The 21748-nt window shown below is 73.1% G+C and carries 20 protein-coding genes; 10 read left to right on the top strand and 10 right to left on the bottom strand.

Translation table 11 applies throughout. The annotated features are described in order from the left end of the window. Positions 1-2: 2 nt before the first annotated feature. The 4 genes from ACIQU6_RS08370 to ACIQU6_RS08355 all read right to left on the bottom strand — a co-directional run bounded on the left by ACIQU6_RS08370 (position 3) and on the right by ACIQU6_RS08355 (position 3321). A complete protein-coding gene (locus tag ACIQU6_RS08370; RefSeq protein WP_403480846.1) occupies positions 3-398 on the bottom strand; it encodes a hypothetical protein in 396 nt (131 codons plus the stop codon). Between the two features lie 246 nt (positions 399-644). Next, positions 645-1403, bottom strand: coding sequence for a PE-PPE domain-containing protein (locus tag ACIQU6_RS08365; protein ID WP_403480845.1), 759 nt, complete (start codon positions 1401-1403; stop codon positions 645-647). Between the two features lie 146 nt (positions 1404-1549). Further along, the gene (locus ACIQU6_RS08360; RefSeq protein WP_403480844.1) at positions 1550-2263 is read right to left on the bottom strand and encodes a DUF6585 family protein; all 714 of its coding nucleotides are present in this window, start codon (positions 2261-2263) and stop codon (positions 1550-1552) included. Next, complete coding sequence (locus ACIQU6_RS08355; RefSeq protein WP_403480843.1) at positions 2260-3321, bottom strand: BTAD domain-containing putative transcriptional regulator; 1062 nt, start codon at positions 3319-3321, stop codon at positions 2260-2262. Before ACIQU6_RS08355 ends, ACIQU6_RS08360 begins: the two co-directional genes overlap by 4 nt. Before the next feature lie 156 nt (positions 3322-3477). Here ACIQU6_RS08355 and ACIQU6_RS08350 point away from each other — a divergent pair, with 156 nt between their 5' ends. Next, complete coding sequence (locus ACIQU6_RS08350; RefSeq protein WP_403480842.1) at positions 3478-5841, top strand: helix-turn-helix domain-containing protein; 2364 nt, start codon at positions 3478-3480, stop codon at positions 5839-5841. A 44-nt stretch (positions 5842-5885) separates the two neighbouring features. On the opposite strand, the gene ACIQU6_RS08345 is transcribed toward ACIQU6_RS08350, so the two are convergent. The 4 genes from ACIQU6_RS08345 to ACIQU6_RS08330 form a co-directional block, all read right to left on the bottom strand. Further along, the gene (locus ACIQU6_RS08345) at positions 5886-7973 is read right to left on the bottom strand and encodes a hypothetical protein (RefSeq protein WP_403480841.1); all 2088 of its coding nucleotides are present in this window, start codon (positions 7971-7973) and stop codon (positions 5886-5888) included. A 260-nt stretch (positions 7974-8233) separates the two neighbouring features. Continuing rightward, positions 8234-8617: a hypothetical protein gene (locus tag ACIQU6_RS08340; RefSeq protein WP_403480840.1), complete on the bottom strand. Its 384-nt coding sequence runs from the start codon at positions 8615-8617 to the stop codon at positions 8234-8236. Continuing rightward, entirely contained in the window at positions 8614-10059 is a 1446-nt protein-coding gene (locus ACIQU6_RS08335) for a PrsW family glutamic-type intramembrane protease (protein WP_403480839.1), read from the bottom strand. Before ACIQU6_RS08335 ends, ACIQU6_RS08340 begins: the two co-directional genes overlap by 4 nt. After that, entirely contained in the window at positions 10056-10472 is a 417-nt protein-coding gene (locus tag ACIQU6_RS08330) for a hypothetical protein (RefSeq protein WP_403480838.1), read from the bottom strand. Before ACIQU6_RS08330 ends, ACIQU6_RS08335 begins: the two co-directional genes overlap by 4 nt. 737 nt (positions 10473-11209) lie before the next feature. On the opposite strand from ACIQU6_RS08330, the gene ACIQU6_RS08325 reads away from it, so the two are divergent. The 6 genes from ACIQU6_RS08325 (at position 11210) to ACIQU6_RS08300 (ending at position 16567) form a co-directional block, all read left to right on the top strand. Then, positions 11210-11605, top strand: coding sequence for a peptidase inhibitor family I36 protein (locus tag ACIQU6_RS08325; RefSeq protein ID WP_403480837.1), 396 nt, complete (start codon positions 11210-11212; stop codon positions 11603-11605). A gap of 303 nt (positions 11606-11908) precedes the next feature. Then, positions 11909-12655, top strand: coding sequence for a Pr6Pr family membrane protein (locus ACIQU6_RS08320; protein WP_403480836.1), 747 nt, complete (start codon positions 11909-11911; stop codon positions 12653-12655). A gap of 210 nt (positions 12656-12865) precedes the next feature. After that, positions 12866-13591 (top strand): glycosyltransferase family 2 protein, encoded by a 726-nt coding sequence (locus tag ACIQU6_RS08315; RefSeq protein WP_403480835.1) that lies wholly within the window; start codon positions 12866-12868, stop codon positions 13589-13591. Continuing rightward, complete coding sequence (locus ACIQU6_RS08310; RefSeq protein WP_403480834.1) at positions 13588-14238, top strand: DUF2064 domain-containing protein; 651 nt, start codon at positions 13588-13590, stop codon at positions 14236-14238. Before ACIQU6_RS08315 ends, ACIQU6_RS08310 begins: the two co-directional genes overlap by 4 nt. Further along, positions 14235-15107 carry a methyltransferase domain-containing protein gene (locus tag ACIQU6_RS08305; protein WP_403480833.1) on the top strand — a complete coding sequence of 291 codons (873 nt, stop codon included), beginning with the start codon at positions 14235-14237 and terminating at the stop codon, positions 15105-15107. The genes ACIQU6_RS08310 and ACIQU6_RS08305 overlap by 4 nt, the downstream gene beginning before the upstream one ends. Continuing rightward, the gene (locus tag ACIQU6_RS08300; RefSeq protein ID WP_403480832.1) at positions 15104-16567 is read left to right on the top strand and encodes a glycosyltransferase family 87 protein; all 1464 of its coding nucleotides are present in this window, start codon (positions 15104-15106) and stop codon (positions 16565-16567) included. The genes ACIQU6_RS08305 and ACIQU6_RS08300 overlap by 4 nt, the downstream gene beginning before the upstream one ends. 131 nt (positions 16568-16698) lie before the next feature. Here the strand turns inward: ACIQU6_RS08300 and ACIQU6_RS08295 are convergent, their stop codons facing one another. Together ACIQU6_RS08295 and ACIQU6_RS08290 are read right to left on the bottom strand one after the other, a co-directional pair. Continuing rightward, a complete protein-coding gene (locus ACIQU6_RS08295; protein ID WP_403480831.1) occupies positions 16699-17328 on the bottom strand; it encodes a cytochrome b/b6 domain-containing protein in 630 nt (209 codons plus the stop codon). After that, entirely contained in the window at positions 17312-18028 is a 717-nt protein-coding gene (locus tag ACIQU6_RS08290) for a molybdopterin-dependent oxidoreductase (protein ID WP_403480830.1), read from the bottom strand. The genes ACIQU6_RS08295 and ACIQU6_RS08290 overlap by 17 nt, the downstream gene beginning before the upstream one ends. Positions 18029-18339: 311 nt before the next feature. On the opposite strand from ACIQU6_RS08290, the gene ACIQU6_RS08285 reads away from it, so the two are divergent. From ACIQU6_RS08285 to ACIQU6_RS08275, 3 genes are all read left to right on the top strand, one after another. Beyond that, positions 18340-19767, top strand: coding sequence for a molybdopterin-dependent oxidoreductase (locus ACIQU6_RS08285; protein ID WP_403480829.1), 1428 nt, complete (start codon positions 18340-18342; stop codon positions 19765-19767). 2 nt (positions 19768-19769) lie between these two features. Further along, positions 19770-20264 carry a hypothetical protein gene (locus ACIQU6_RS08280; protein WP_403480828.1) on the top strand — a complete coding sequence of 165 codons (495 nt, stop codon included), beginning with the start codon at positions 19770-19772 and terminating at the stop codon, positions 20262-20264. 215 nt (positions 20265-20479) lie between these two features. Next, the gene (locus ACIQU6_RS08275) at positions 20480-21715 is read left to right on the top strand and encodes an acyl-CoA dehydrogenase family protein (RefSeq protein ID WP_403480827.1); all 1236 of its coding nucleotides are present in this window, start codon (positions 20480-20482) and stop codon (positions 21713-21715) included. Positions 21716-21748: the final 33 nt, after the last annotated feature.

Below are 21748 nucleotides of genomic sequence, written 5' to 3'. Positions count from 1 at the left end.
GGTCAGGAAAGGCCGGTGGCTTCCTGGCGGACCCGGGCCGCCTGCTGGTCCTGCCCCTCGGCGTCCAGCAGTTCGCTCAGCCGGTGCAGCGCTTCCCGGTGTTCCGCCTGGAACCGTCCCGGCCGGGCCCGGGTGAGCGCGCGCCAGGCGTCGGCGGCCTCGCCGGCCCGGGCCAGCGCGTCTGCCTGTCGCCCCCGGATGGCCAACTCGTCGCGGCTGACGTCCAGTTGCTGGGCCTGCCGCAGCATGGCCTGGGTGGGGTCTTCGACGGGGGCCGGCGCGGCGGCTTCCTCGCGGGCGACCCGGCGCTTGCGCACGGTCATGCTGAGGTATCCCACCAGGGCGATCAGCCCGCCGGTGATGGCGCCGGAGACCAGCTTGTGCAGAAGATCGTTCATGGGGAACCCGTTCGCTCGCTGAGGGCGCGCACCCACGGAGAGGGGTGCGGGCGCGGCGGGCGCGCGACCGACGGTCCGACGCCCTGTTCGCACCACTGTCGTGGGCGGCGCTGAAATGGCGATGAAACCCTGCCGGGGTGCGGGCCGCGGGTGGTGCGGCCGAGGGGAAGTGCCGTGGCTGCGGGGCGGTTGACGAAGCAGGCCGGGTTTCTCGGTGGCCGCCCCGCAGCGCTGGCGGCCGACGTCCTACTGGGCGTCGTACCAGGTGACGCCGTCACCGCCGTCGTGGCCGATGGTCTGCGTCATGATGTTGCCGTCCTGCCAATACTTGGGGTGCTGCTTCAGGAATCCGGGGACGGACCGGATCGAGGTGGCGTCGCACGCCAGGTCGGTGTGGATGCAGAAGCGCCGCACCGGGACGCCGTCGTACTTCGCCGGGGCGGCCCCCGTGGAGGTGAACCCCAAGGCGCTCCACCCCTTTGGAACGCGCGCCCAGATGCCGGTGCCGGCCTGCATCGGATCGGCGTAGAGCATGCCGTTCACCTGCGCGCGGGGTATGGCGGTGCGGCCGGCGGCGATGGTCCGGAGCACCTGGTCCGCCACCTGGGCGCCCTGGGAGTAACCCACGATCGTGAAGCGGGCGTTGGGGTCGCGGTGGTAGGTCTGCTCGGCGGCGGCCAGCAGATTGCGGTAGCCCTCGCGGACGCTGGCGTCGTAGCTGAGGGCGTGGATGTCCGGGGCGTTGTGGCCGTTGAGCCAGGGGCCGGCGCTCGCCGGGTAGCAGACCGGCACCGGAATGCCGCCGTTGAGATGCTTGTTGGCGAACGCGTAGGTGGAGGTGCAGCCGGGCGCGGGCGCCGCCGAACCCGTGCCGCCGACCTCCAGGTAGTAGTGGTGCACCGGAGCGGCCTGGGCGACGGCGGGTGTGGCGGCGGTGAGGGCCACCGTGGCCGCCGCCGCTCCGGCGGCGCCGACGGCCTTCTTCCATCTGGTGCGCAGGGTCATCGCTCTGTTTCTCCTTGAGCTGGGGTGGGACGGGTGGGACAAGTACGGTGTGAGGGCTCGACGTTAGCCGTGGTCGTTGGAATGGGAATGAAACGCGGGGGCGCGGTGCCGGCCGGGCAACGCCACGCGGCCCGTGCCCAGGGCGGTCAGTGGGTGCCGTCGGTGCGACAGCGCTCCACCAGCGCCCAGAACACGAAGAGGTTCGGGATCCCGGCCATGGCCGGCCCGCATCTGTGCTGCGCGCCGTCGATGGTGAGCACGAGGAACCCCTCCGCCACGCCGATCCGTTGCACCCGTGCCCAGGGCGTGCACCGTTCCCCGGTCCCGATGTGTGTTCCGCTCAGCCAGACGTCCCCGAAGGAGACGCGCTCACCTCGGTGGAGCGCGGCCAGGGCGCCGGGTAACTGGGCGCGCGTGACGGCCCGTTGGATCTGGTGCTCCCAATCCCGCGCGTCGCCGCCCTCCGGACCGCCGTGCAGCGCCAGGCGCTTCCGCTCGGTGTCGGTGAGCGTGTGGAGGAGGGCGGCGCCGGCGGGGGAGGAGCCGCGCGGCCGGGTGCGGTGCCGGAAGACCGAGGTGGTGTCGTAGCGGACGACGTGGATCCGGCCCTTCACGGCGACGGTCATGCCGTGCTCGTACAGGTCCAGCCGCGCGTTCGGACTCGCCCGCGCCGTGGGGTACCGGCCGTGTCGGGCGAGGGACACAAGGCAACGGATCGGCCGGAAGGGTCCGTTCCGGGCGCGGTACGCGGTTGCCGTGTGGGTGGCCAGCCGCTTGCCGAGGTGCGCGCGGCCGGCCGCCGCGGAGATCCGCGCCAGCAGCAGCTCTTCGCCCCGGGTGGGCGGCGTCGACCTGGTCACGGCGTCGTCGGGGCGGGGCCGGCATCGCACCCGCGCATGATCGTCCGGTGCGTCCGCCGCAACAGGTCGCTCGGCGGCACCCCGAGCTCGTCGGCCAGCCGGCGGCGGGTGCGCGCGAACACGGTCAGCGCGTCGGCCTGCCGGCCGCTCAGACACAGTGCGCGCATCAGCATCGCGGCGACGGGTTCGTCCAACGGCTGCGCCGCGGCCAGCGCCCACAGTTCGTCGACCGTCTCGGCGTGCCGGCCCAGCCGCAGTTGCAGGTCCAGCTTGCGCAGCACGAGGCCGGTCCTGCGCTCGGCGAGCCGCAGCCGCTCCAACTCCGCGAACGGTCCCGGCAGTCCGGCCAGCGGCTCGCCACGGAACAGGTCCAGCGCCCGGGTGAAGCAGTGGACCGCCTCGGCCAGTTCGCCGGTCCGCTCGGCCGCACCGGCGGCGGTGACCCGTTCCTCCATGCGTGCCACGTCCACCTCGACCGCGCCCGGGACCAGCCGGTAGCCGCACCGGTCGTGCCGGATCACCGACTCCGTGTCGCTCGCCACCTGGAGGACCTTCCGGAGCCGATAGATATAGACCGGTACGACCTTTGTGAGCGGTGGCTCCATCCCCCAGATCCCGTCGAGCAGTTCGTCCTTGCTGACCGTCCGGTCCCGGCACAGCGCCAACGCCGCCAGCACGGCCTGCTGGCGCAGGTGCCCGAGGTCCACCGGCTGCCCGTCGCGCCAGGCCCGCAGCGGTCCGAGCACGGAGATCCGCACCCGCTGCTCGGGCGCGCGGCGGACGGCGGCCCGCTGGACGGGGAGGGCCGCCACCCGCGGACCCCGGCCGGGGACGACCAGCCCGCAGTCGAAGGCGTGCACGATCGCGGCGGCCCGGTCCCGGAGTTTCAGCTTGGCGAGGATCCGGCCGAGGTGGTCGTCGACCGTGTTGTCGGGGAGGGCGAGCGAGCGGGCGATCTCGCTGTCCGTCAGGCCACAGCCGACCGCGCGGAGCACCGCACGCTCTTGATGCGTGAGTTTGGTGACGGTCGGTCGGTCGAGGGCCGCGGTCGTCGGCATTGCGGGCTCTCCTGGGTTGAGGCGGTCGGCAGGTGCCCTCGACGCTGCTCCCGGGGCGGCCAGACGGACAGGCCGGCAGACCGGCCGTATCCGGCCGGTGCCCGCGCTAGAGTCCTCACCTGGGGAGATCGACACGCCGGGGGAAGGCCGAGACCCGTGACCAGTGAGTTCAGCGCGCTGTTGAAAAGGCTGCGACGTGCGGCGAACCTGACACAGGAGGCACTGGCGGAGCGCGCCGGAGTGGGCGTCCGCACCATCCGCGGGCTGGAGACCGGCGAGCGCGCCGACCCACGGGTGACCACCGTGCGGCTGCTGGCCGATGCGCTCGGGCTGAGCCCAGAGGACCGCGAACGGCTGCTGGCGTCCGCCGTCCGCCGGCCCGCGGACGGCGACCTTCCGGAAGAGCCGCCCGTCCCGCCGGCCGCCCCCGTGCCGACGGCCGGCGGCCCGCAGGGCTCGCCGTTCCACCAGACCCTGGCCGACATCTCCGATCAGGTCGCGCAGGCGGTGGCCGCCCGCTGGCGTCGCGAGGAGGAACAGCGGCAGGTCCACGACCCCTATCCGCTGCCGGTGCGCTGGCGGAAGGTCGCCGAGGAACTGACCGACCACTGGGCCAACATCCGCCGCCTGCCCCCGGGGAGCACCCCCGACCCCCTGGACCTGGTCGGCCAACTCGACGCGATCGTGGACGTGTACCGGCGGATACCGTCCGGACGGCTGGTGATCCTGGGCCGCTCGGGCTCGGGCAAGACGATCCTCGCCCTGCGGTTCGTCCTGGACCACCTGGCGTCCCGGGGGCGCGCCGACGCCGTACCGGTGATCTTCAGCATCGGCTCATGGGACCCGACCGCCATCACGCTCCGGGACTGGCTCGCCGCGCAACTGACCCGCGATCACCCCGGCCTCGCCGCCCCCGGGCCCGGCGGCGGAACGAACCTCGCCGACGCGCTCGTCGAGACCGGCCGCATCCTCCCCGTGCTGGACGGCTTCGACGAGATCGCCGACGGTCTGCGCCGCCCCGCGCTGGAAGCCCTCAACGCCACCACGCTGCCGCTGCTGCTGACGAGCCGTCCGGCCGAGTACGCCGCCGCAGTGGCCGAGACCGACGTCCTCACCTCCGCCGCCGCGGTCGAACTGACCGATCTCACCCTGGACGACCTCGCCGACTATCTGCCGCGCACCGCCCGCAAGGCCCGCGGCCGCTCGGCCACCGCCTGGGAACCCGTGCTCAGCGAGCTGCGCGAGCGCCCGCACGGCCCAGCCGGCGCCAACCTCGCCGCGGTGCTGACCACTCCGCTGATGATCACCCTCGCCCGCGCCGTCTACAGCGACGCCCCCGACGGCGACCCGGCCGCGCTGCTGGACACCCGTCGCTTCGGCACCCCCGAAGAACTGGAGGACCACCTCCTCGACAAGTTCCTCACCACTGCCTACCGCCCCCGCCCCGGCGGCGCGTCGTTCCGCACCTGGGACCCGGTACGCGCCCGGCACTGGCTCGGCTACCTCGCCGACCACCTGAACCGGCTCGACACCCCCAACCTGGAATGGTGGCGCCTCGGCCACGGAATGCGCCGCACCACCCGCACCCTGGTGACCGCGTTGGTGATCGGCCTGGCCGTCGCCCTCGTCGACGGCGTCGTCGGCGTCCTCTTCGACTCCTTCGCCTTCCAACTCGTCGACGGGTTGGTGGCGGGGCTCCTCGCCGGGCTCCTGTTCGGGATCGCGTACTGGTTCATGGTCGCGGCCAAGGACGCGGCGGTCGAGCCGTCCGTCGTCCGCATGAAGATCCGCAGCAGGGAGGGGAGATCGGGGCGGCACCCGCTCCGCCGGCTGGCGATCGGCGTGCTCTGCGGCCTGGTGTTCGGCACCGGCTACGGCTTCGTGCGCGGGGTGCTCAACGGACTCAAGTTCCACGCCGGCCTCCCGGTCCTCCTGGCCGGCAGCCTCGGCGACGGCCTCATCTACGGCCTGATGTTCGCCCTGGCGGCCGGCCCCACCCTCGGCCTGCTCACCCTCTTCGAGACCCCGCTCGACATCCGCTCCGCCCTCAACCCGGTCAGCCTGCTCCGGACGAACGGCCGCACCGTCGCCACCCAACTCCTCGTCTGGGCCCCGGTCTTCGGCGTCCTGGTCGGCTTCGGATCCCTGGCGGTGGTCGGCCCCGCGTCGGCGATCCTGGGTGCCGTCGTCTGGAACCTCACGGCCGCGCTCAAGCTGGGCCTCATCAGCGGACTCGGCGGCGCCCTCGGCTACGCGTTCAGCCTGACCTCCTGGGGCCAGTGGACGGTCTTCTCCCGGCTCTGGCTGCCGTTGACCGGCCGGCTTCCCTGGTCCGTCGTCGCCTTCCTCGAAGACGCCTACCAACGGGGCGTGCTCCGCCAGGCCGGCGCGGTCTACCAGTTCCGCCACGCCCGTCTGCAACACCACCTGGCCCGCGCCCACCGCTCCCCGCGCCCCGACGCGGCGGAGCATGCCCGCGTGAGCCCGGTACCCGCCGCCCCCGAAACCGGCACCCCGTAACGCGGACGACGGCGCAGGCGCGGGCACGGAGCCCCGGCGATGCGTCAACCGGCCTTCTTCCGCCGGAGGGTCGAGCCGTCGCGGAGCAGGAACACGACGACGCCCAGCGCGATCAGCAGGACGACGAGGAGGCCGGTGCGCCCGCCCACGTACGTGCTGATCGTGGACCAGACGCCGACGGGCTGCGAACCGGCCGCCTCGCCCAGCCAGACCGACCCGTCCGCGGTCGAGGCGGGATGGTCCGTCGAGCTGCGGGCGGACTGGGCAAGCCCGGGGTAGAGCCGGTCCGTCCGCGCGGCGCTCAGCTTCCGGGTGCTCAACTTGCTGAAGTCGACGCCCCCGGTCCGCATCACGTAGGTGACGGTCGAGTTGCCGACGCGGGCGGTCTGCCGGTACGTGAAGTCCCCGTTCCGGATCGATCGGAGAAAGCTGTCGTACACGCTCCGCGGCCGCCACGAGCCCCCGAGTTCGGCGGGGCCCAGGTCGTGCGAGTCGATGAGAGCGTCGAACGACGTGGTGTGGCCGTCCTGGTGACGGTCGCGGATCCACTGCGCCACCACCCGGGCCAGGAACGCCTGCCGTATCGGGGCGTATTCGGGGGCCGAGTTGACCGCCTCCGCGATCTTGGGCACCACCGTTGTCTGTTCGAGCCGCTCGTTGTGCGCCGTGGCCTTGGGGTCGGCATTGCACGCGGTGTTGCCGATGGCGTTGATCTTCATGGCCTGCGTCTTGACGTCGAGCCTCGCCTTGAGGACGTAGAGGGAGGCACCGTCCTGACGCACCTCCACGTCCCCCGGCACGATCCACAGCCGCGACGCATAGCAAACGGACCCCGAATCCGCGCCGAGCGCCTTCCAATACCGCGCGCCGAACGGCGTCTTCGGGTCCACGAGCCGGCCCGCGTCACGCTTCATCCGCAGGTCCGCTTCGAGCAGCGCCCGCCCGGCGTTCGTCCGCCCCAGATCGGGATCGACGATGCGGTCCGGCTCGTCCGGATTCAGGTTCACCCAGAACTTGTTGGGGTTGAGCGTCAGCCAGGTCCGCAGGTCCAGGAGGCTGTTCGTCAGCGCGTCGAGGCCGGAGTCCAGGTCCTGCGGGGTCCCGGACGCAACCGGTTGCCCCGAGAAGGAGTACCGCACGCCGCCGGAACCGGGGTCATCGGAGAGATAGCGCAGTCTGACCGTGGAGAAATCGACGCCGCCGTAGTCGTTTCCCCCGAGCGCTTCGGCGAGACCGCTGGACGAGGCGTCGTGCGGCGAGGAGCACGGGGCGGCAAGTGGTCGCGCCGCCATCGCCATGACCGGGCCGCCGCGTTCGCCCCCTCCGGGCCGGCGCGCTGCTCCGGTCTCGCAGGGTGGCCGTAGCCCCAGGGCCGCCTCCCGCTCCCGCTCCGCCGTGCGGCTCTTGTCCCTGCGCTGCTTGGCGGTTGCCTTGCCCATGACGTTCTGCGCGACCGCCACGGAAGCCTTGGAGTCTCGACTTCCGCGCCGACCGTAACGGGCTATCGCAAACCTCTGTCGGAAGTTTCGGGTCTGTTTGTCGCACGTGTTGAGGCACGGGCTGTTCTCGCTCGCGAGCCCCCGCGACGACTTCTCCAGGATCGACTCGGCCAGGCGCGCGGCCTCCTCGTCACTGATGCCGCTGTTCATTCTCTTGACGCTCGCCGGAACAGCGGCGCGGATTCGCGCGAGAGGGATCAGTTCGGAGTGCATACCGTGAAACACATTGCTCGTTGCGACTTCCAAGAGGGAACTCGTCTGGTCCGCGCCGAGTTGCGAGTAGAGGTCCGCATTGCCCGCGGAGTCGATGGACTTGGCTGCGATGCTGTAGTCCCCCGGAATGTCGAAGGCGGAGTTGTGCGCACGGGGCGCCTTCAACATGTCGGCGTGGAACTGGTCCACCCGGAACCAGGGAAGATCCTTGTCGTTCCCGAGCCAGGAGAAGTCGAACCACTCGACCGAGACGTTTCCGGGACCGGTGCCAAACCTCGAACGGGCCGAGACGAGCCTCGCGCCCTGAGGATCCCGTAGCAGTTGCTCGGCCGCCGCGTCCAACTGCTCACCGGTGTCCAGACTCGTGCCCGGCGGCACGACGAGCCGTACGCCGCTGGCGTCCACAAAGGGCGAGGGCATGGGCTCTGCGAGCGCTCCGGGTGCGGTGGGCGCGAAGGCCATGACCACCGCGCCGAGGAGTGCGGCAATGCGGCGCGTTCGCCGTGGAGGTGAGCCTTCGACGGCCCGTCTCCTCGCCCTCAGGCGATGAACAAGGGTGCGCACCGTGGCCTCCTTCTTGGGTGTGGGCGAGGTGGGACGTGGGCGGGGCCGCGCATGGCCGGGCGGGGCCTGCCCGGGACCGGTGAGGACGTCGCGGCGAACACTGCGGGGCGCCCGGTCTACGACTCGTGGTGCGCACCGGGCGGTTCGGGGACGGTGCCCGCGGCGTGGAGGTAGGCGGTCAGCGCGGGGCTCGGTTCTGACAGGCCCTTGGAAGGCGAGCCGGAGTCCCGGTCCCCGAGTCGGTAGGCGCCCCAACCCGCGCCGACGACGCCGACCAGGGCCAGGGCGTCGACGACCGCGGCGCCGGCGAGCGAGGTGCCCGTCGAGCAAGTCCTGCGGTGGAGCACGTCGTTGATGTTCACCGACGGCCGGTAGCCGTACCCGACGTCGCAGGCCGACGCCTCCTGCGCGGTCAGCAGCGGCACGATCCCGGCGAACAGGGCCGCCACGGCGGCCAGGCGCAAGGCGCTCCGGCGAGAGGTGGTCCGGCGGGCGCTCATCGGGTCACCGCCGGGAGGTCGCCCTTCAGTCGCACCGTGCGCGTACGCATGTCATCCCCCTGTGAGGTGTCCGTCGGATCGTTCTGCACATGTCGGCCCGCGAGTTCCAACTGGGCCGTCTGCAGACGGTGCAGCGCGCGGGCCGCACCCCGGCCGTACCAGCGCCAGGTGCCCACCACCGCCCAGAACCGCCGCGCCGCGGAGGCCAGGACCGGCAGCTCCGCCTGTGTGACGGCCGGGCCCACCGCCGCCTCCTGCTGTAGCGCGGCCCGCATCACCCGGCCGCGTTCCCGTAGCCCGTGCACCAGGAGCGCGACGGCCAGGGCCGTGAACGGCAGTTGCGGGAGGAGCCACAGCAGCGGCGAGATCACCAACGTGTCGAGTGCACTGCCCAGTTCGACGTGGCCCTGGACCTGGCGCGACAGCCACCCGGACACCGTCTCGGCGCCCGAGGTGCCGCCGATCGCCGCCACCAGGGCGGCCGTGGCGACGAGCCCGCGCCGCCGCGCCTTGGCGGCCAGGCCGAGCCCGGCCCCCAGCAGCGCACCGAACGTCACCTGCCCGCCGAGCAGGCCGATCGACTGCCGGATCCAGTACTCGAAGCCGCCGGACACGCCGAGGAACGAACCCAACGAGCCGTAGATCTTGATGAGGAGGGTGCTCTCCACGAAGTTGTATCCGAGCCCGACGGCCGCGCCGAGGCTCAGACCGGTCACGACATCGGTGACGCGGTGCCGGAACATCAGCAGCAGGAGCACCACCCCCGCGGCGACGACGAGTTCGTCGACGGCGTCGAGGTGCAGGATCGTCAGGCCCATGACGTGGTAGAGGCTCTTGAGCATCCGGCCGGGATCGGCCGCGGAGGGGGCGCCGCCCAGGTAGCCGTTGAGGGTCCCGAAGACCAGTCCGCTGCAGGCGCGGCCGAACCCGAAGACGATCAACGCGCCCCAGGCGAAGGCGGCCAGCAGCGCCCCCAACGGGACCCGGGCGAACCGCACTCCACCGTGCAGCAGCAACAGCACGACGGCCGTACTGGGCAGGCAGGCGAGCGCGAACGGGAAGTACTCCACCATGACGCTCAGCGGAATCAGCCCGAACGGCAGCAGCAGACATCCCAGCGTCAACCACGTCAGCAGCACCGAGCGCCGGTCGGACGGGCGCGTGAGGGCCGCGTAGACCTGGAGGAGCACACCGGCCGCGATGCCCGCCAGTACGGTCCAGAACACGGCGCGTGGCATGGCGAGCAACTGGGCGAACGAGCCCGAGGCGCCCGGCAGTTTGTAGAAGATGGACAGGGTCGGCTCGTCCGGCGTCAGCCGCGGGCGGGTGAGGTCGAGGACCAGTTCGAGCAGGTACAGCGCGATGGCGAGGCGGCCGATGAGCAGTGCTCTGGCGCGGACCAACGGGTCGTCCCGAACGGGCAGGGCGGCGGGAAGCCTCATGACTCACCTCCCGGCTTGCCGTGCAGACCGGGCAGGTCGGTGGGCAGCGGCGGCAGACTCGGCAGGTTCGTGGGCAGGTCGGTCGGCAGGTTGGTGGGAAGGCCGGTCGGGAGATCGGTCGGCATGTTGGTCGGTAGGCCGGTGGGCAGGGAGCCCGGGGGGATCGACGGCAGGGAAGTGGGCGGTGTGGGGAAGGACGTGGGGAAGGAGGTCGGAAGGGACGTCGGGAACGACGTCGGCATCGAGGGGAGCTTCGGCATCTGCGGAACGCCGACGTCCATGGAGCCGCCGAGGCTGATGGCCAACGAGGCGACCAGTAGCGCCGCGCCGGCGAGTCCACCGATCATGACGAGCCGGGTCTGGACGCCCGGTGGCCCGTCGTCCGCGCGCTCCGCGTCGATTGCCCGTTTCACTCTTCCCACCATTCTTCGTGTTTGACGGTGTCCGGGGCCGGTGCCGGGGCACCGGCCGCTCCCGATGGGCCCGTGCCCGTGCTCGTGTGTGCCAGGTGTCGGGCCGGTGGCGCTGGCGCCGGTGTTGGCATCGACTGCTCTGTTGACGGCACGGGACGTTGACGGCACCGGTCGTCCCCGGCCGCAGCGGCGCATCCGCCGGGTGGTGCTGGGGTACGGGCCGGTGCCGACGGGATCGGTCAGCCGTCGGACCAGCTCGTGCCGCACGCTAGGAGCGGCCGCTGAAATCGCCGTGAAATGGCAACGGGCCTGCTGCTGGGCCGGGTTGCGGGTGCCGCCCCGAGGGGATCCGGCGGTGGCGCCGTGGGTCGGGCGATATCGCCGCGATTGTTCCGGCGGTGCGATATGAAAGTGCGCTTTCCTGCTTCCACTTCCGGGTGAACCTGCGGCTCCGGGTACACGGCGATCGCGACTCCTCCGGCGCTGCCCGCGGTACCCCGCCAAGGGGCCGGAGGAGCCGCTGGACGCCCCCGACTGACCTGCGTGAACGCCCTCGCGCAGGGGCCTTTCCCGGCCATTGTGGAGAGGGGGGAAGTGGGTCGGCGAATCGATTCGCCGGGAGCGCCGGAGTCAAGAGCCGTGCAGATGGGCGGGGTTCACGACCGCTGGAGATGTGCCAGCTTTCCTCTGCCACCAAGGCATCAGAAACAAGACACTTACCAGGAGGTATCACCGTCATGACTTCACGTACGGCCTTCGGGCTGCTGGCCGGTGCCGCGGTCCTCGCGCTCGCCGCCCCCGCCACCGCCCAGGCGGCCCCCTTCCACGAGGGCCACGAGGGCCACAAGGCCCCCCGGAACTGCGCGTCCGATGCGCTGTGTGCCTACTCCGGCGCCCACTACACCGGCCGGGTCACCGTGATCCGTGGCGACAACAGGAACCTGCTGCACAAGCGGGCCCTGCGGCACATCGAGTCGGTCTACAACAACGGTCGCCGCGACGCGGTGATCTGGGACCGCAAGGACTTCAAGGGGCACCGCATCGAGGTCGCCCGCAACGAGGGCGAGGTGCGGCTGCCGCACCGTTTCGGCCACGACGTGGCGTCCAACAAGTGGGAGATGCACCGCCGCTGACCCGGCGCGCGGACTGAGCTGAAGCGGCTCGGGTCCGCGTTTTCCGGATCATCCGGCAGCAATGCGTAGGGCACCCAGGGGAGTCGTTGTCCCTGGGTGCCCTTTCTCTGGGCGCCTCCACGCACTGCGCCTCCGGCGGAGGTCATTGACGAAACGGTCGGGCAACCGCGCGTTTGTGTGCGGCGTGAGGTCCGTGGCCGACAGGCCGTGCCGGTGGTGAGGCGGGAGACGCCGTCCAGGTTGCCGGCGGCGGAACGGGCAGCCGGAGGAAGGCGTTCCGGAGCCGGACCGTAGGGTGGGCCGATGCTCGATCCGATATCCCCCACGACTTCGACGGCCGTTGCGGCCCCCGCCGAGCCCACGGCCCGGACCGGCCGCCCCGTCGCGGCGGCCTTCCGTGCGCTCGCGGCCCTGATCGGAGTCACCGGCATCGCACTGGACGTGATCGCCTCACACGATCTGGGCCGGCTCTTCAGCTACTTCACGATCCAGTCCAACATCCTGCTGGTCGTCGTCTTCGCCTGGTCCGCCCATCGCGCCTGGACCGGGCGACCGGCCCTCTCCCCGCGCATCACCGGCGCCGCGCTGCTGTACATCTGCATCACCGGACTCGTCTTCCATTTCGTGCTGTCGAACGACTCCAGCGGCTTCGCCATGACCAGCCAGCGCACGCCCCTCGAAACGGCCGCCAGTCAACTCCTCCACACCGCCACCCCGCTCGCCGCCGTCCTCGACTGGCTCGTCCTCACGGCCCCCGGCGCCTTCCTGTTCCGCTCTGCCTGGCAGTGGCTCACCTACCCCATCCTCTACCTCCCGTTCGCCCTCATCCGCGGCGCCCTCCTCGCCCCCGGCACCGAGGGCCGCTACCCCTACCCCTTCGTCGACGTCGACCTCCACGGGTACCAGGGCGTCGCCGTCAACGCCGTGGCCTTCGCCCTGGCCTTCTACGTCCTGGCCCTGGCCCTCGTCCTCCTCGACCGGTTGCGCCCCGCCCTCCGCGGCCGCCGGAACCGGATGCCGGCACCGGACTCCGACCGGCTGGACGGCTGACGTCGGGGGCGGTGCGACCCGCGCCCACCGGCGCGGGCTACGCGGTGCACGCGCTCGACGCTCCGCCCCGCGCCGCCCACCGGACCGCTCCGCCGATTCCCGGTGGGGGGCTACGGCGAGGGTGGTACGCGTGTTCCCGGCGCGGGACGTCAGCGATCCGTAAGGACGTCAAATCCCTTATGCCCCTTTTGTTCTCGTAAGGTGAGGGGGGTGAGTGAGACAACCCCCTTCCCGACCCGGGTCGACGTCGTGTTGCCCTGCCTCGACGAGGCCCAGGCGCTCCCATGGGTGCTGGACCGGATTCCGCCGGGCTGGCGCGCGATCGTCGTCGACAACGGCTCCACCGACGGTTCCCCCGACATCGCCCGCAGCCTCGGCGCACACGTCGTCCAGGAGCCCCGCCGCGGCTTCGGTGCCGCCTGCCACGCGGGCCTGACCGCCGCCACGGCGGACGTCGTCTGCTTCTGCGACTGCGACGCCTCCCTCGACCCGCGACGGCTCCCCGACGTCGCCGGGCCCGTCCTCGACGGCACCGCCGATCTGGTCCTGGGGCGGCGCCGCCCAACGACCCTGGGCGCCTGGCCCCTCCACGCCCGCCTGGCCAACCTCGAACTGGCCCGACTGATCCGCCGGCGCACCGGGTTGCGGCTGCACGACCTCGGGCCGATGCGCGCCGCCCGCCGCGCGCCGCTGATCGACCTCGCCCTGACCGACCGGCGCTCGGGCTACCCGCTGCAAATGCTGGTCCGCGCCGCGGACGCCGGCTGGCGGGTGCGGGAGACCGACGTGCCCTACCACCCGCGCACCGGGCGCTCCAAGGTCACCGGCACCTGGCGCGGCACCTGGCACGCGGTCCGCGACATGCGCGCCGTGCTCGCCGAACGGCCGGCCGCCGCACCGGTCCGGGTGACGAGCCTCCCTGGAGCCGGGCGTTGAGCGCCCCGGCCGGAGGAGCGGCCACGCTGCTGGTCATCGCCAAGGAGCCCGTCCCCGGGCGGGCCAAGACCCGGCTCACCCCGCCCTACACGCCGCACGAGGCGGCCACCCTGGCCGCGGCCGCCCTCGCCGACACGCTGCACACGGTGCTCCAAACCCCCGCCCGGCGCCGCGTCCTCGTCCTCGACGGCGCCCCCGGCCCGTGGCTGCCGCCCGGCTTCGACGTCGTGCCCCAGGTGCCCGGCGGCCTGGACGAGCGCATCGCGGCCGCCTTCGCCCAGTGCGACGACGGGCCGGCACTCCTGGTCGGCATGGACACCCCCCAACTGACCACGGCCCACCTGCTGGACACCGGCCGGGACGCGCCCGACGCCTGGTTCGGGCCGGCCGCCGACGGCGGGTTCTGGGCGTTGGGCTTCGCCGACCCGAGGCACGCCGCGACGCTCGTGCCCGGCGTGCCGATGTCCACCGACCGCACCGGAGCGGCCCAGCGCCGCCGACTCACCGACGCCGGGCTGACCGTCGCCGACCTGCCGGAGCTGCGTGACGTGGACACCGCCGCGGACATCGCCCCGGTCGCCGACCGCTGCCCGGCCGGTTCGCGCTTCGCCGCCACCGCCAACGCACTGGCGGGGGTGGCCCGGTGAGCGGCCGGCCCGGCGGCGCGGAGGGCGTCGCCGCCGCGGCGCCGCAACACACCGCGCTCGGCCGGTACCCACCGGTCGAGCGCGCGGCACCGGTCCAGCCACCCACGGCGACACCCCGCACCGACCGACCCGCCCCCGCCCCCGGGGGCGAGCCGTGGGCGGACCACCCCTACGCCCGTGCCCTGCGCACCGCCCGCGGCCCGCTCTTCCTGCGCCGCCTGCCACCCTCGGACCTTCCACAGGGCCCCGGTTGGCGGGGCGACCTGCTGCCCCTGGACGTCGAGCGCTGGTGCGCGGCCCCCGACGCCGCCGACACCAGCGTGCTGCGCCGTTGCCTCGGCCCCGTCCTCGACGCCGGGTGTGGCCCCGGGCGCATGGTGGTCGCGCTGTCCGCCCGGGGCACGCCCGCGCTGGGCGTGGACGTCAGCCCCACCGCCGTGGCCCACACCCGCCGCTGCGGCGGCCGGGCGGTACGACGGTCCGTCTTCGACCGCCTGCCGGCGGAGGGCCGTTGGAGCACCGCGCTGCTCATGGACGGCAACATCGGCATGGGCGGCGACCCGGTCGCCCTGCTCACCCGCCTCCGCGCCCTGGTAACCCTGGGCGGACGCCTGCTGGTCGAGGCCGCCGCGCACGACGTGGACGAGCGCCTCACCGTCCGCGTCGAGGACGCCCGGGGCCGCCACGGCTGCCCCTTCCCCTGGGCCCGCCTGGGCACCACCGCCCTGCTGCGCGCCGCCGACGCGGCGGACTGGCACCCGACCGACGCATGGACGACCGGCGGGCGCCCGTTCGTGGCACTGCACCGCCCGAACCCCGGGCGGCCCGAACCACACCCCACCCGCACCGCAAGGCCCGACCACCGATGACCGACAGCGCCGCCCCCCACCACCTGTCCCCGCCGCCGTCCCGCCGCCCCACCGTACCCGCGACGCCCACAACCCCCCGCATCCGCACCGCAGTTACCGCCGCCCTCCTCGCCGCGCTCACCGCCGTGCTCGTCGTCACGCTCCGCGCCGGGGACAGTCACGGCGCCCCCGGCCACCTCCTCGTCGGCCAAGTCCTCGCCTGGGCGCTGTTCGCCGTCGCCGCGTGGGCCGTGCGCAGGATCCCGGCGCGCACCGCCACCGGACTCGTCCTGGCCGGAGCCGCCGCCGTCGCGCTGGCCGGACTGGCCGCCCCACCCCGCACCAGCACCGACATGTACCGCTACGCCTGGGACGGTCGCGTCCAGGCCGCCGGCATCTCGCCCTACGCCCACCCGCCCGCCGCACCCCAACTCGCCGACCTCCGCGACGACTGGCTCTTCCCCACCCGGCGCCCCTGCACGGGCCCGGCCCTGGCCCACACCGACAGCGGGCTGTGCACCCGCATCAACCGCCCCACCGTCCCCACCATCTACCCACCGCTCGCCGAGGGCTGGTTCCTCGCGGTGCACGCCCTCTCACCACCGGACAGTCGCCACAAGCCGCTCCAGGTCGGCGGCGCCGCCCTGGCGTTCGGCACCACCCTGGTCCTGCTCGCGGTGGTGCGCAGGCGCGGCGACCCCTCCCGGGCCCCCGCCCTCGTGGCCCTCTGGGCATGGTGTCCGCTCGTCCCCCTCGAAGCGGTCAACAACGCCCACATCGACACCCTCGGCGTCCTGCTCACCGTGCTCGCCCTCGGCACCGCCACCGCCGGGAGCCGCCGGGGCGCCCTCCTCGGCGCCGCGATCGCCGTCAAACTGCTGCCCGTCCTGGCGCTGCCCGGCGCCCTGTCCGGTCGGCGCAGACCGGCCCAGGTGGTGCGCCTGGTCGCACCATTGCTGGCCACCGTCGCGCTGCTCTACCTGCCGTACGTCCTCGCGTCCGGCGCCCAAGTCCTGGGCTATCTGCCCGGATACCTCCAGGAGGAGGGCTACGCGGCCGGGCACGTGCAGCGCTTCGCCCTGCCGCGGCTGCTCCTGCCGGACGCGGCCGCGGGCGCGGTCGTCGTCGTGCTGCTCGCCCTGCTCGCCGGTTACGCCTGGCTGCGCGGAGACCCCGAACGCCCCTGGCGCGGCGCCCTGTTGATGACCGGCACCACCCTGCTGCTGGTCTCGCCCAACTACCCCTGGTACGCCCTGCCCGTCGTCGCCCTCGTGGCCCTGGACGGCCGTTGGGAATGGCTGGCCGTCCCCCTCGCCGCCGCGGTCCTGTACCTCGCCGGACCCCTGCTGATCGGCTTCCCCCTCCAGGCGGTCACCTACGGCGCCGCCGCCTTGGCCGTCGCGACCGGTGCTTTGTCGCGTGCCAACGGGGGCCGGTGGCCGCGGGGGAGGGGACGCGAGGGGCTGCGGCCGACTGCCTGAGGAGGGAGGCGGGGGACGGGGGGCGGTGCGGGGCGCGAGGCCGCCGTCGCAGCCACCGCCTCCATGGCCGGTCCGAAGTGCCGGTCACCGCCGGCCCGTTACCGCATCGACGGCCCCGCCTACTCCCCCCGTCAGGACTCCTCCTCCCACAACGGGTGTTCCCGCCTGGCCCAGGCACGCGCGACGTAGCCGGTGCGCAGCCCGCGGCGGGCCTCCGGGTCCTGGGCGGCCATCCAGATGTGGCCGACGACGAGGGCGCCGACGAGCAGGGCGGTCCAGTCGTGGACCAGGGTCGCTCCGGTACGCCAGAGCACCGGCACCAGACTCGGGAACCACAGCACCAGACCGGTACCGACGAGGACGAGCACCGCTCCGGCCACCAGCGCCGCATACAGCTTCTGCCCGGCGTTGAACTTCCCCGCCGGGCGCCGGCGCCGCCCGCGCAGGGCCGCCCGCAACCAGCCGCGGTCCTGCGGGCCGAACCGGTTCAGCCGGCCCAGGTCCGCCCGGAAGGCCCGCGAGGCGAGCCCCAACAACATCGGCACCGGCAGCGCGATTCCCGCCCACTCGTGCACGGTGACCACCAGCCGGCGGCGACCCACGAGCTCGGCCAGGGAAGGAACGTACAGGCAGGCCGCGGTGACCAGCGCGATGCCCATCAACACCGCCGTGCCCCGGTGAATCCACCGTTCCGCGGCGGTGAACCGCCGCAGCCGCTCCGCATCGCGCGCCAGGGCCGTCCGCTCAGTCAATGCCGGCATCGTCCCGCCCGTTCGACTTGCCGACCCAGGCATCCACGTCGTACCCGTACCGTTCCCAATAGCCGGGCTGCACGCGGTCGGTGACGGTGATGCCGGACAGCCATTTCGCGGACTTGTAGAAGTACATCGGCGCGGCGTACAGCCGGACCGGCCCGCCGTGCGCGTGCGTCACCGGCCGGTCGTCCATCGCGTAGGCGACCAGCATGTCCGTCCGCCGGGCCTGCTCCAGGGTGAGGCTCTCGCTGTAGACGCCGTCGAAGCAGGTGAAGCGCACGGCCCCGGCCCCGGGCCGCACCCCCGCCGCGTCCAGCAGCCGGGACAGCCGCACGCCCGTGAACGGCGTCCTGGGCACCCGCCAACCGGTCACGCACTGCACGTCCTTCACCAGACGGGTGCGCGGCAGCCGCTGGAGGTCCGCCAGGGAGTACGTCGTCGGGCGCTCGACGAGCCCGTCCACGGCGAGCCGGTAGTCCGCGGCGGTCCGTTGCGGAACCGAGGGCGCCACCGAGTAGAAACGGAAGCCGCCCGAGCCGGGCAGCAGGCCCGTGATGCCGGTGGGATCCCCCTCGCGCACGCCGGAGAGCGCCGCGTCGAGGCGGTCCTGCAGCGGCGGCCCGAGGGCCACGCCCGCGGCGCCGAGCCCGAGCATTCCCAGGACCAACCGCCGGCCGACGGGCCTGCCTTGTCTTTCGCTGACCATGTGACCAGCAGAGCATCGGTCCGGGGCGCTGACCACCCCGCGCGCCCCGACGTCAGCGTTTCGTAAGCCCCGCTTCGTCGCCGCGGCGGGTACCCCGCAGCACCATGAGGTCGGCACGCGGGAACCCGTCGGGTCCGCCGCTGCGCGCGTCGTCCGTTCGGCTTGTGCCAGGCACGCGTCCGCACGTCGGGCGCGACCGGAGGGCGGTCCTGCGCCACCTTGAGTTGACCGGGTGCCAGGCATGCGCACGCGCCCCGGACGCCGCCCCCGACCCCGGAGGGCGGCCGACCCCACGAGGAAGGAGAGGGCCGATGGACGGTGACGGACGACCGCAAGGGCCGGGCAGCCCCGGCAAGCCCGTCCGCCCAACGCCCCGCGGCCGGCAGCGGTTGCGGCGGATCAGGACCGCCACGGCGGCGCAGGCCGCCCGCGTCGTCGCCGGTGGGGCGGCACTGGCCCGGCGGGTCGGCGAGCTGCCGCCGCCACCGGGCCCGTTCCGCACCGGGTTCTGGCGCAGCCCGCTCCGCGGGCCGTGGCTGACCTCGGTGTTCGGCCTCGTGCTGCTGTTCGGCATCCCGCTGATGTTCCTCACCGGCGCGCTCTCCTACGCCGCCTACAACCCGGGGCTGGACCCGCTGAACGACCAGACCCCCGACAAGGGCCTGTTGGGCTTCTACCTGTTCGACTGGCCCACCCACCCTGCCTGGCTGTACCGCCTCACCCAGGGCGTGCACGTGACGCTGGGAATCGTCCTGCTGCCTGTGTTGCTGGCCAAGTTGTGGTCGGTGATCCCGAAACTGTTCACCTGGCTGCCCGTCCGCAGCCTCGCCCACGGACTGGAACGCCTGTCCCTGCTGTTGCTGGTCGGCGGGGCCATCTTCGAATTCGCCACCGGCCTCCTCAACATCCAGCTCCTCTACGTCTTCCCCGGCTCCTTCTACACCCTGCACTTCTACGGTGCCTGGATCTTCGTCGCCGCCTTCGTCGTCCACGTCAGCATCCGACTGGGACGCATGACCCGCGCCCTGCGCTCCCGCAGCCTCGCCGCCGAACTGCGCACCGACCTCGCGCACACCCGGCCCGAACCCCCCGACCCCGACGGCCTGGTCCCGACCGCCCCCGCCGCGCCGACGATGACCCGCCGCGGCGCGCTGGCCATGGTGGGCGGCGGCTCGCTGCTGCTCCTCCTGGTCACCGCCGGTCAGAGCATCGGCGGCCGGCTGCGGAGCACCGCCCTGCTGGCCCCGCACAACCGTGAGCCGGGCACCGGCCCGAACGGCTTCCAGATCAACAAGACGGCCGCGACCCTCGGCGTCACCCCGGCGCACGTCGGCCCCGACTGGCGGTTGGAGGTTCACGGTCACGGCCCGCCGCTGCGCTTCACCCGCGACCAACTCCTCGCCATGGACCGGCACAGCGCCGCCCTGCCGATCGCCTGCGTCGAGGGCTGGTCCACCCCCGACCAGCACTGGAACGGCCTGCGGCTGACCGACCTCGCCGCCCTGGCCGGCCTGCCGCACACCCGCAGCGTCCTGGTGGAATCCGTCCAACCCCCCGGCCCCTACAGCTCGGTGGTGCTGCGCGGCAACCAGATCCACGACCCCCGCGCGCTGCTCGCCCTGCGCGTCAACGGCGCGGACCTCTCCCTCGACCACGGCTACCCGGCCCGCATCATCGTCCCGGCCAACCCCGGCGTGAACAACACCAAGTGGGTCCGCCGCCTCACCTTCAGGACCTGACCATGGCCCGCTTCGCGCGCTGGTACGGCGCCAACCCCCTGCACCTCCTCGTCCTGCTCTGTTCCTTCGCCCTCACCGGCTACGCGGTGGTGCGCCTGTTCGCCGTCCGACCGCTGACCGTGGCCGTCTGGTTCGTCGGCGCGGCTATCCTCCACGACCTGATCCTGCTCCCGCTGTACTCCCTGGCCGACACGTCGGTGCACACCGTGCTGCGGCACCGCACCCCCGCCCCACTGCCCGCCTCGCCCTGGATCAACTACCTCCGGGTTCCCGCCTTCCTCTCCGGCCTGCTGCTGCTCGTCTGGTTCCCCCTCATCCTCGGCCTCTCCACCCCCTACACCGGTGCCACCCGGTTGTCCGAAGACGTCTTCCTCGGCCGCTGGTTGGCGTTGACCGGCGTCTTCTTCGGCGTCTCCGCACTGGCCTTCGCCCGCAAACTGCGCCGCCTGCGGCGCGCCCGCCGGCGCCCGCCGCACCGCGCGGCCGCCAAGGGCTGACCGCGGCCGTTGAGGCCGGTAGTGACCGGTACACCCGTTACGGCTGGGTAAGTTGGGGGATCGGCAGGACGGTCGGAACGTGCCGCGCGCGTGGGGGAGGACCGCGTACGCGCGCCCTCCGCCACCGTCCGGCGGCGATCGACGATGTTTCCATGAGGCGAGTCGGGGCGCTTCCCCTCTGCGGCGGGGCACCCGGACGTGGAGGAGAGCACCCCATGACGCACAGCGCGACGAACGGAACGCCCCGGGCGACGACCGCCGTGGGACCGGCAACGGTCGAAGCCCGTAGCGCCTTACTCCAACGAGCCGCCGGGCTGGTCGACTTGCTCCGGCGCAACGCCGCCCGAACCGAGCGGGACCGACGGGTCGCCGAGGAGAACATCGCAGCGCTCGACGGGGCCGGCCTGCTCGGCATCGCCCTTCCCGCGCGGTTCGGCGGCCACCAGGCAAGCATCCGCACCCTCCTTGAGGTGAGTGCGGAACTCGGCCGCGGCTGCGGCTCCACCGCCTGGACCGCCAGCCTGATCAACATCTCCGGCTGGCTCGTCGGCCTCTTCCCCGAACGCGCCCAGCGCGAGGTCTACGGGCCGAACCCCCGCGCCCGCACCTGTTCCGCCCTCCCTCCCCAGGGCACCAGCCGGGCGGCCGACGGGGGACAGGTCATCTCCGGGCGCTGGGGCTTCGTGTCCGGCTGCCGCCACGCCCAGTGGGCGCTGCTCGGCATGCCGGTCACCGCGGAGTCCGGCGAACAGCTCTACCAGGGGCTGGCGTTGGTCCCGATGGACCAACTGACGATCGAGGACACCTGGCACGTGGCCGGGATGCGCGGCACCGGAAGCAACACCGTCGTCGCCGACGGCGTCTTCGTCCCCGCGGACCGCATCCTGTCGGTGACCGACGCGAGACGGGGCGAGTACCCGACCGAGTTCCGGGACGAGGCCCTGTACCGCGCGGCATTCGTCCCCACGCTCGCCCTCTCCCTCGCCGGCCCGCTGCTGGGCCTGGCCCGCGGCGGCCTGGAACTGGTGCTGGCCTCGCTCGCCCAGGGACGCGGCATCTCGCACACCTTCTACGCGGACGCCCGCGAGGCCCCCGCCACCCAGACCCAGATCGCCGAGGCCGCTCAACTCGTCGACACCGCAGCCCTCCACCTGAGGCGCGCGGCCGACGACGTCGACGACTGGGCGGCGAGCGGCCGCGCCATGCCCCTGCCCGACCGGGCCCGGGTGCGGATGGACATCGCCACCGTCGCCCGTCGCTCACGAGAGGCGCTGGACGTCCTGCTGAACGTGCAGGGCGCCAGGAGCTTCGCCGACGAACACCCGCTGCAACGCATCTGGCGCGACCTGGAGACCGGCAGCCGCCACGCGATGATCAACCCCGCCATCGCCCACGAGATCTACGGCCGCGCCCTGCTCGGCGTCGAGGACCAGATCAGCCCGCTGATCTGAGCGGCCGGGCCCGTCTTCACCGCGGGGCGGTGC

The sequence above is a fragment of the Streptomyces sp. NPDC090442 genome (genome assembly GCF_044769405.1).
Lineage (GTDB): Bacteria > Actinomycetota > Actinomycetes > Streptomycetales > Streptomycetaceae > Streptomyces.
Note: the sequence above shows the minus strand (reverse complement) of the source record. Positions and strands in the feature narration are given on the sequence as shown.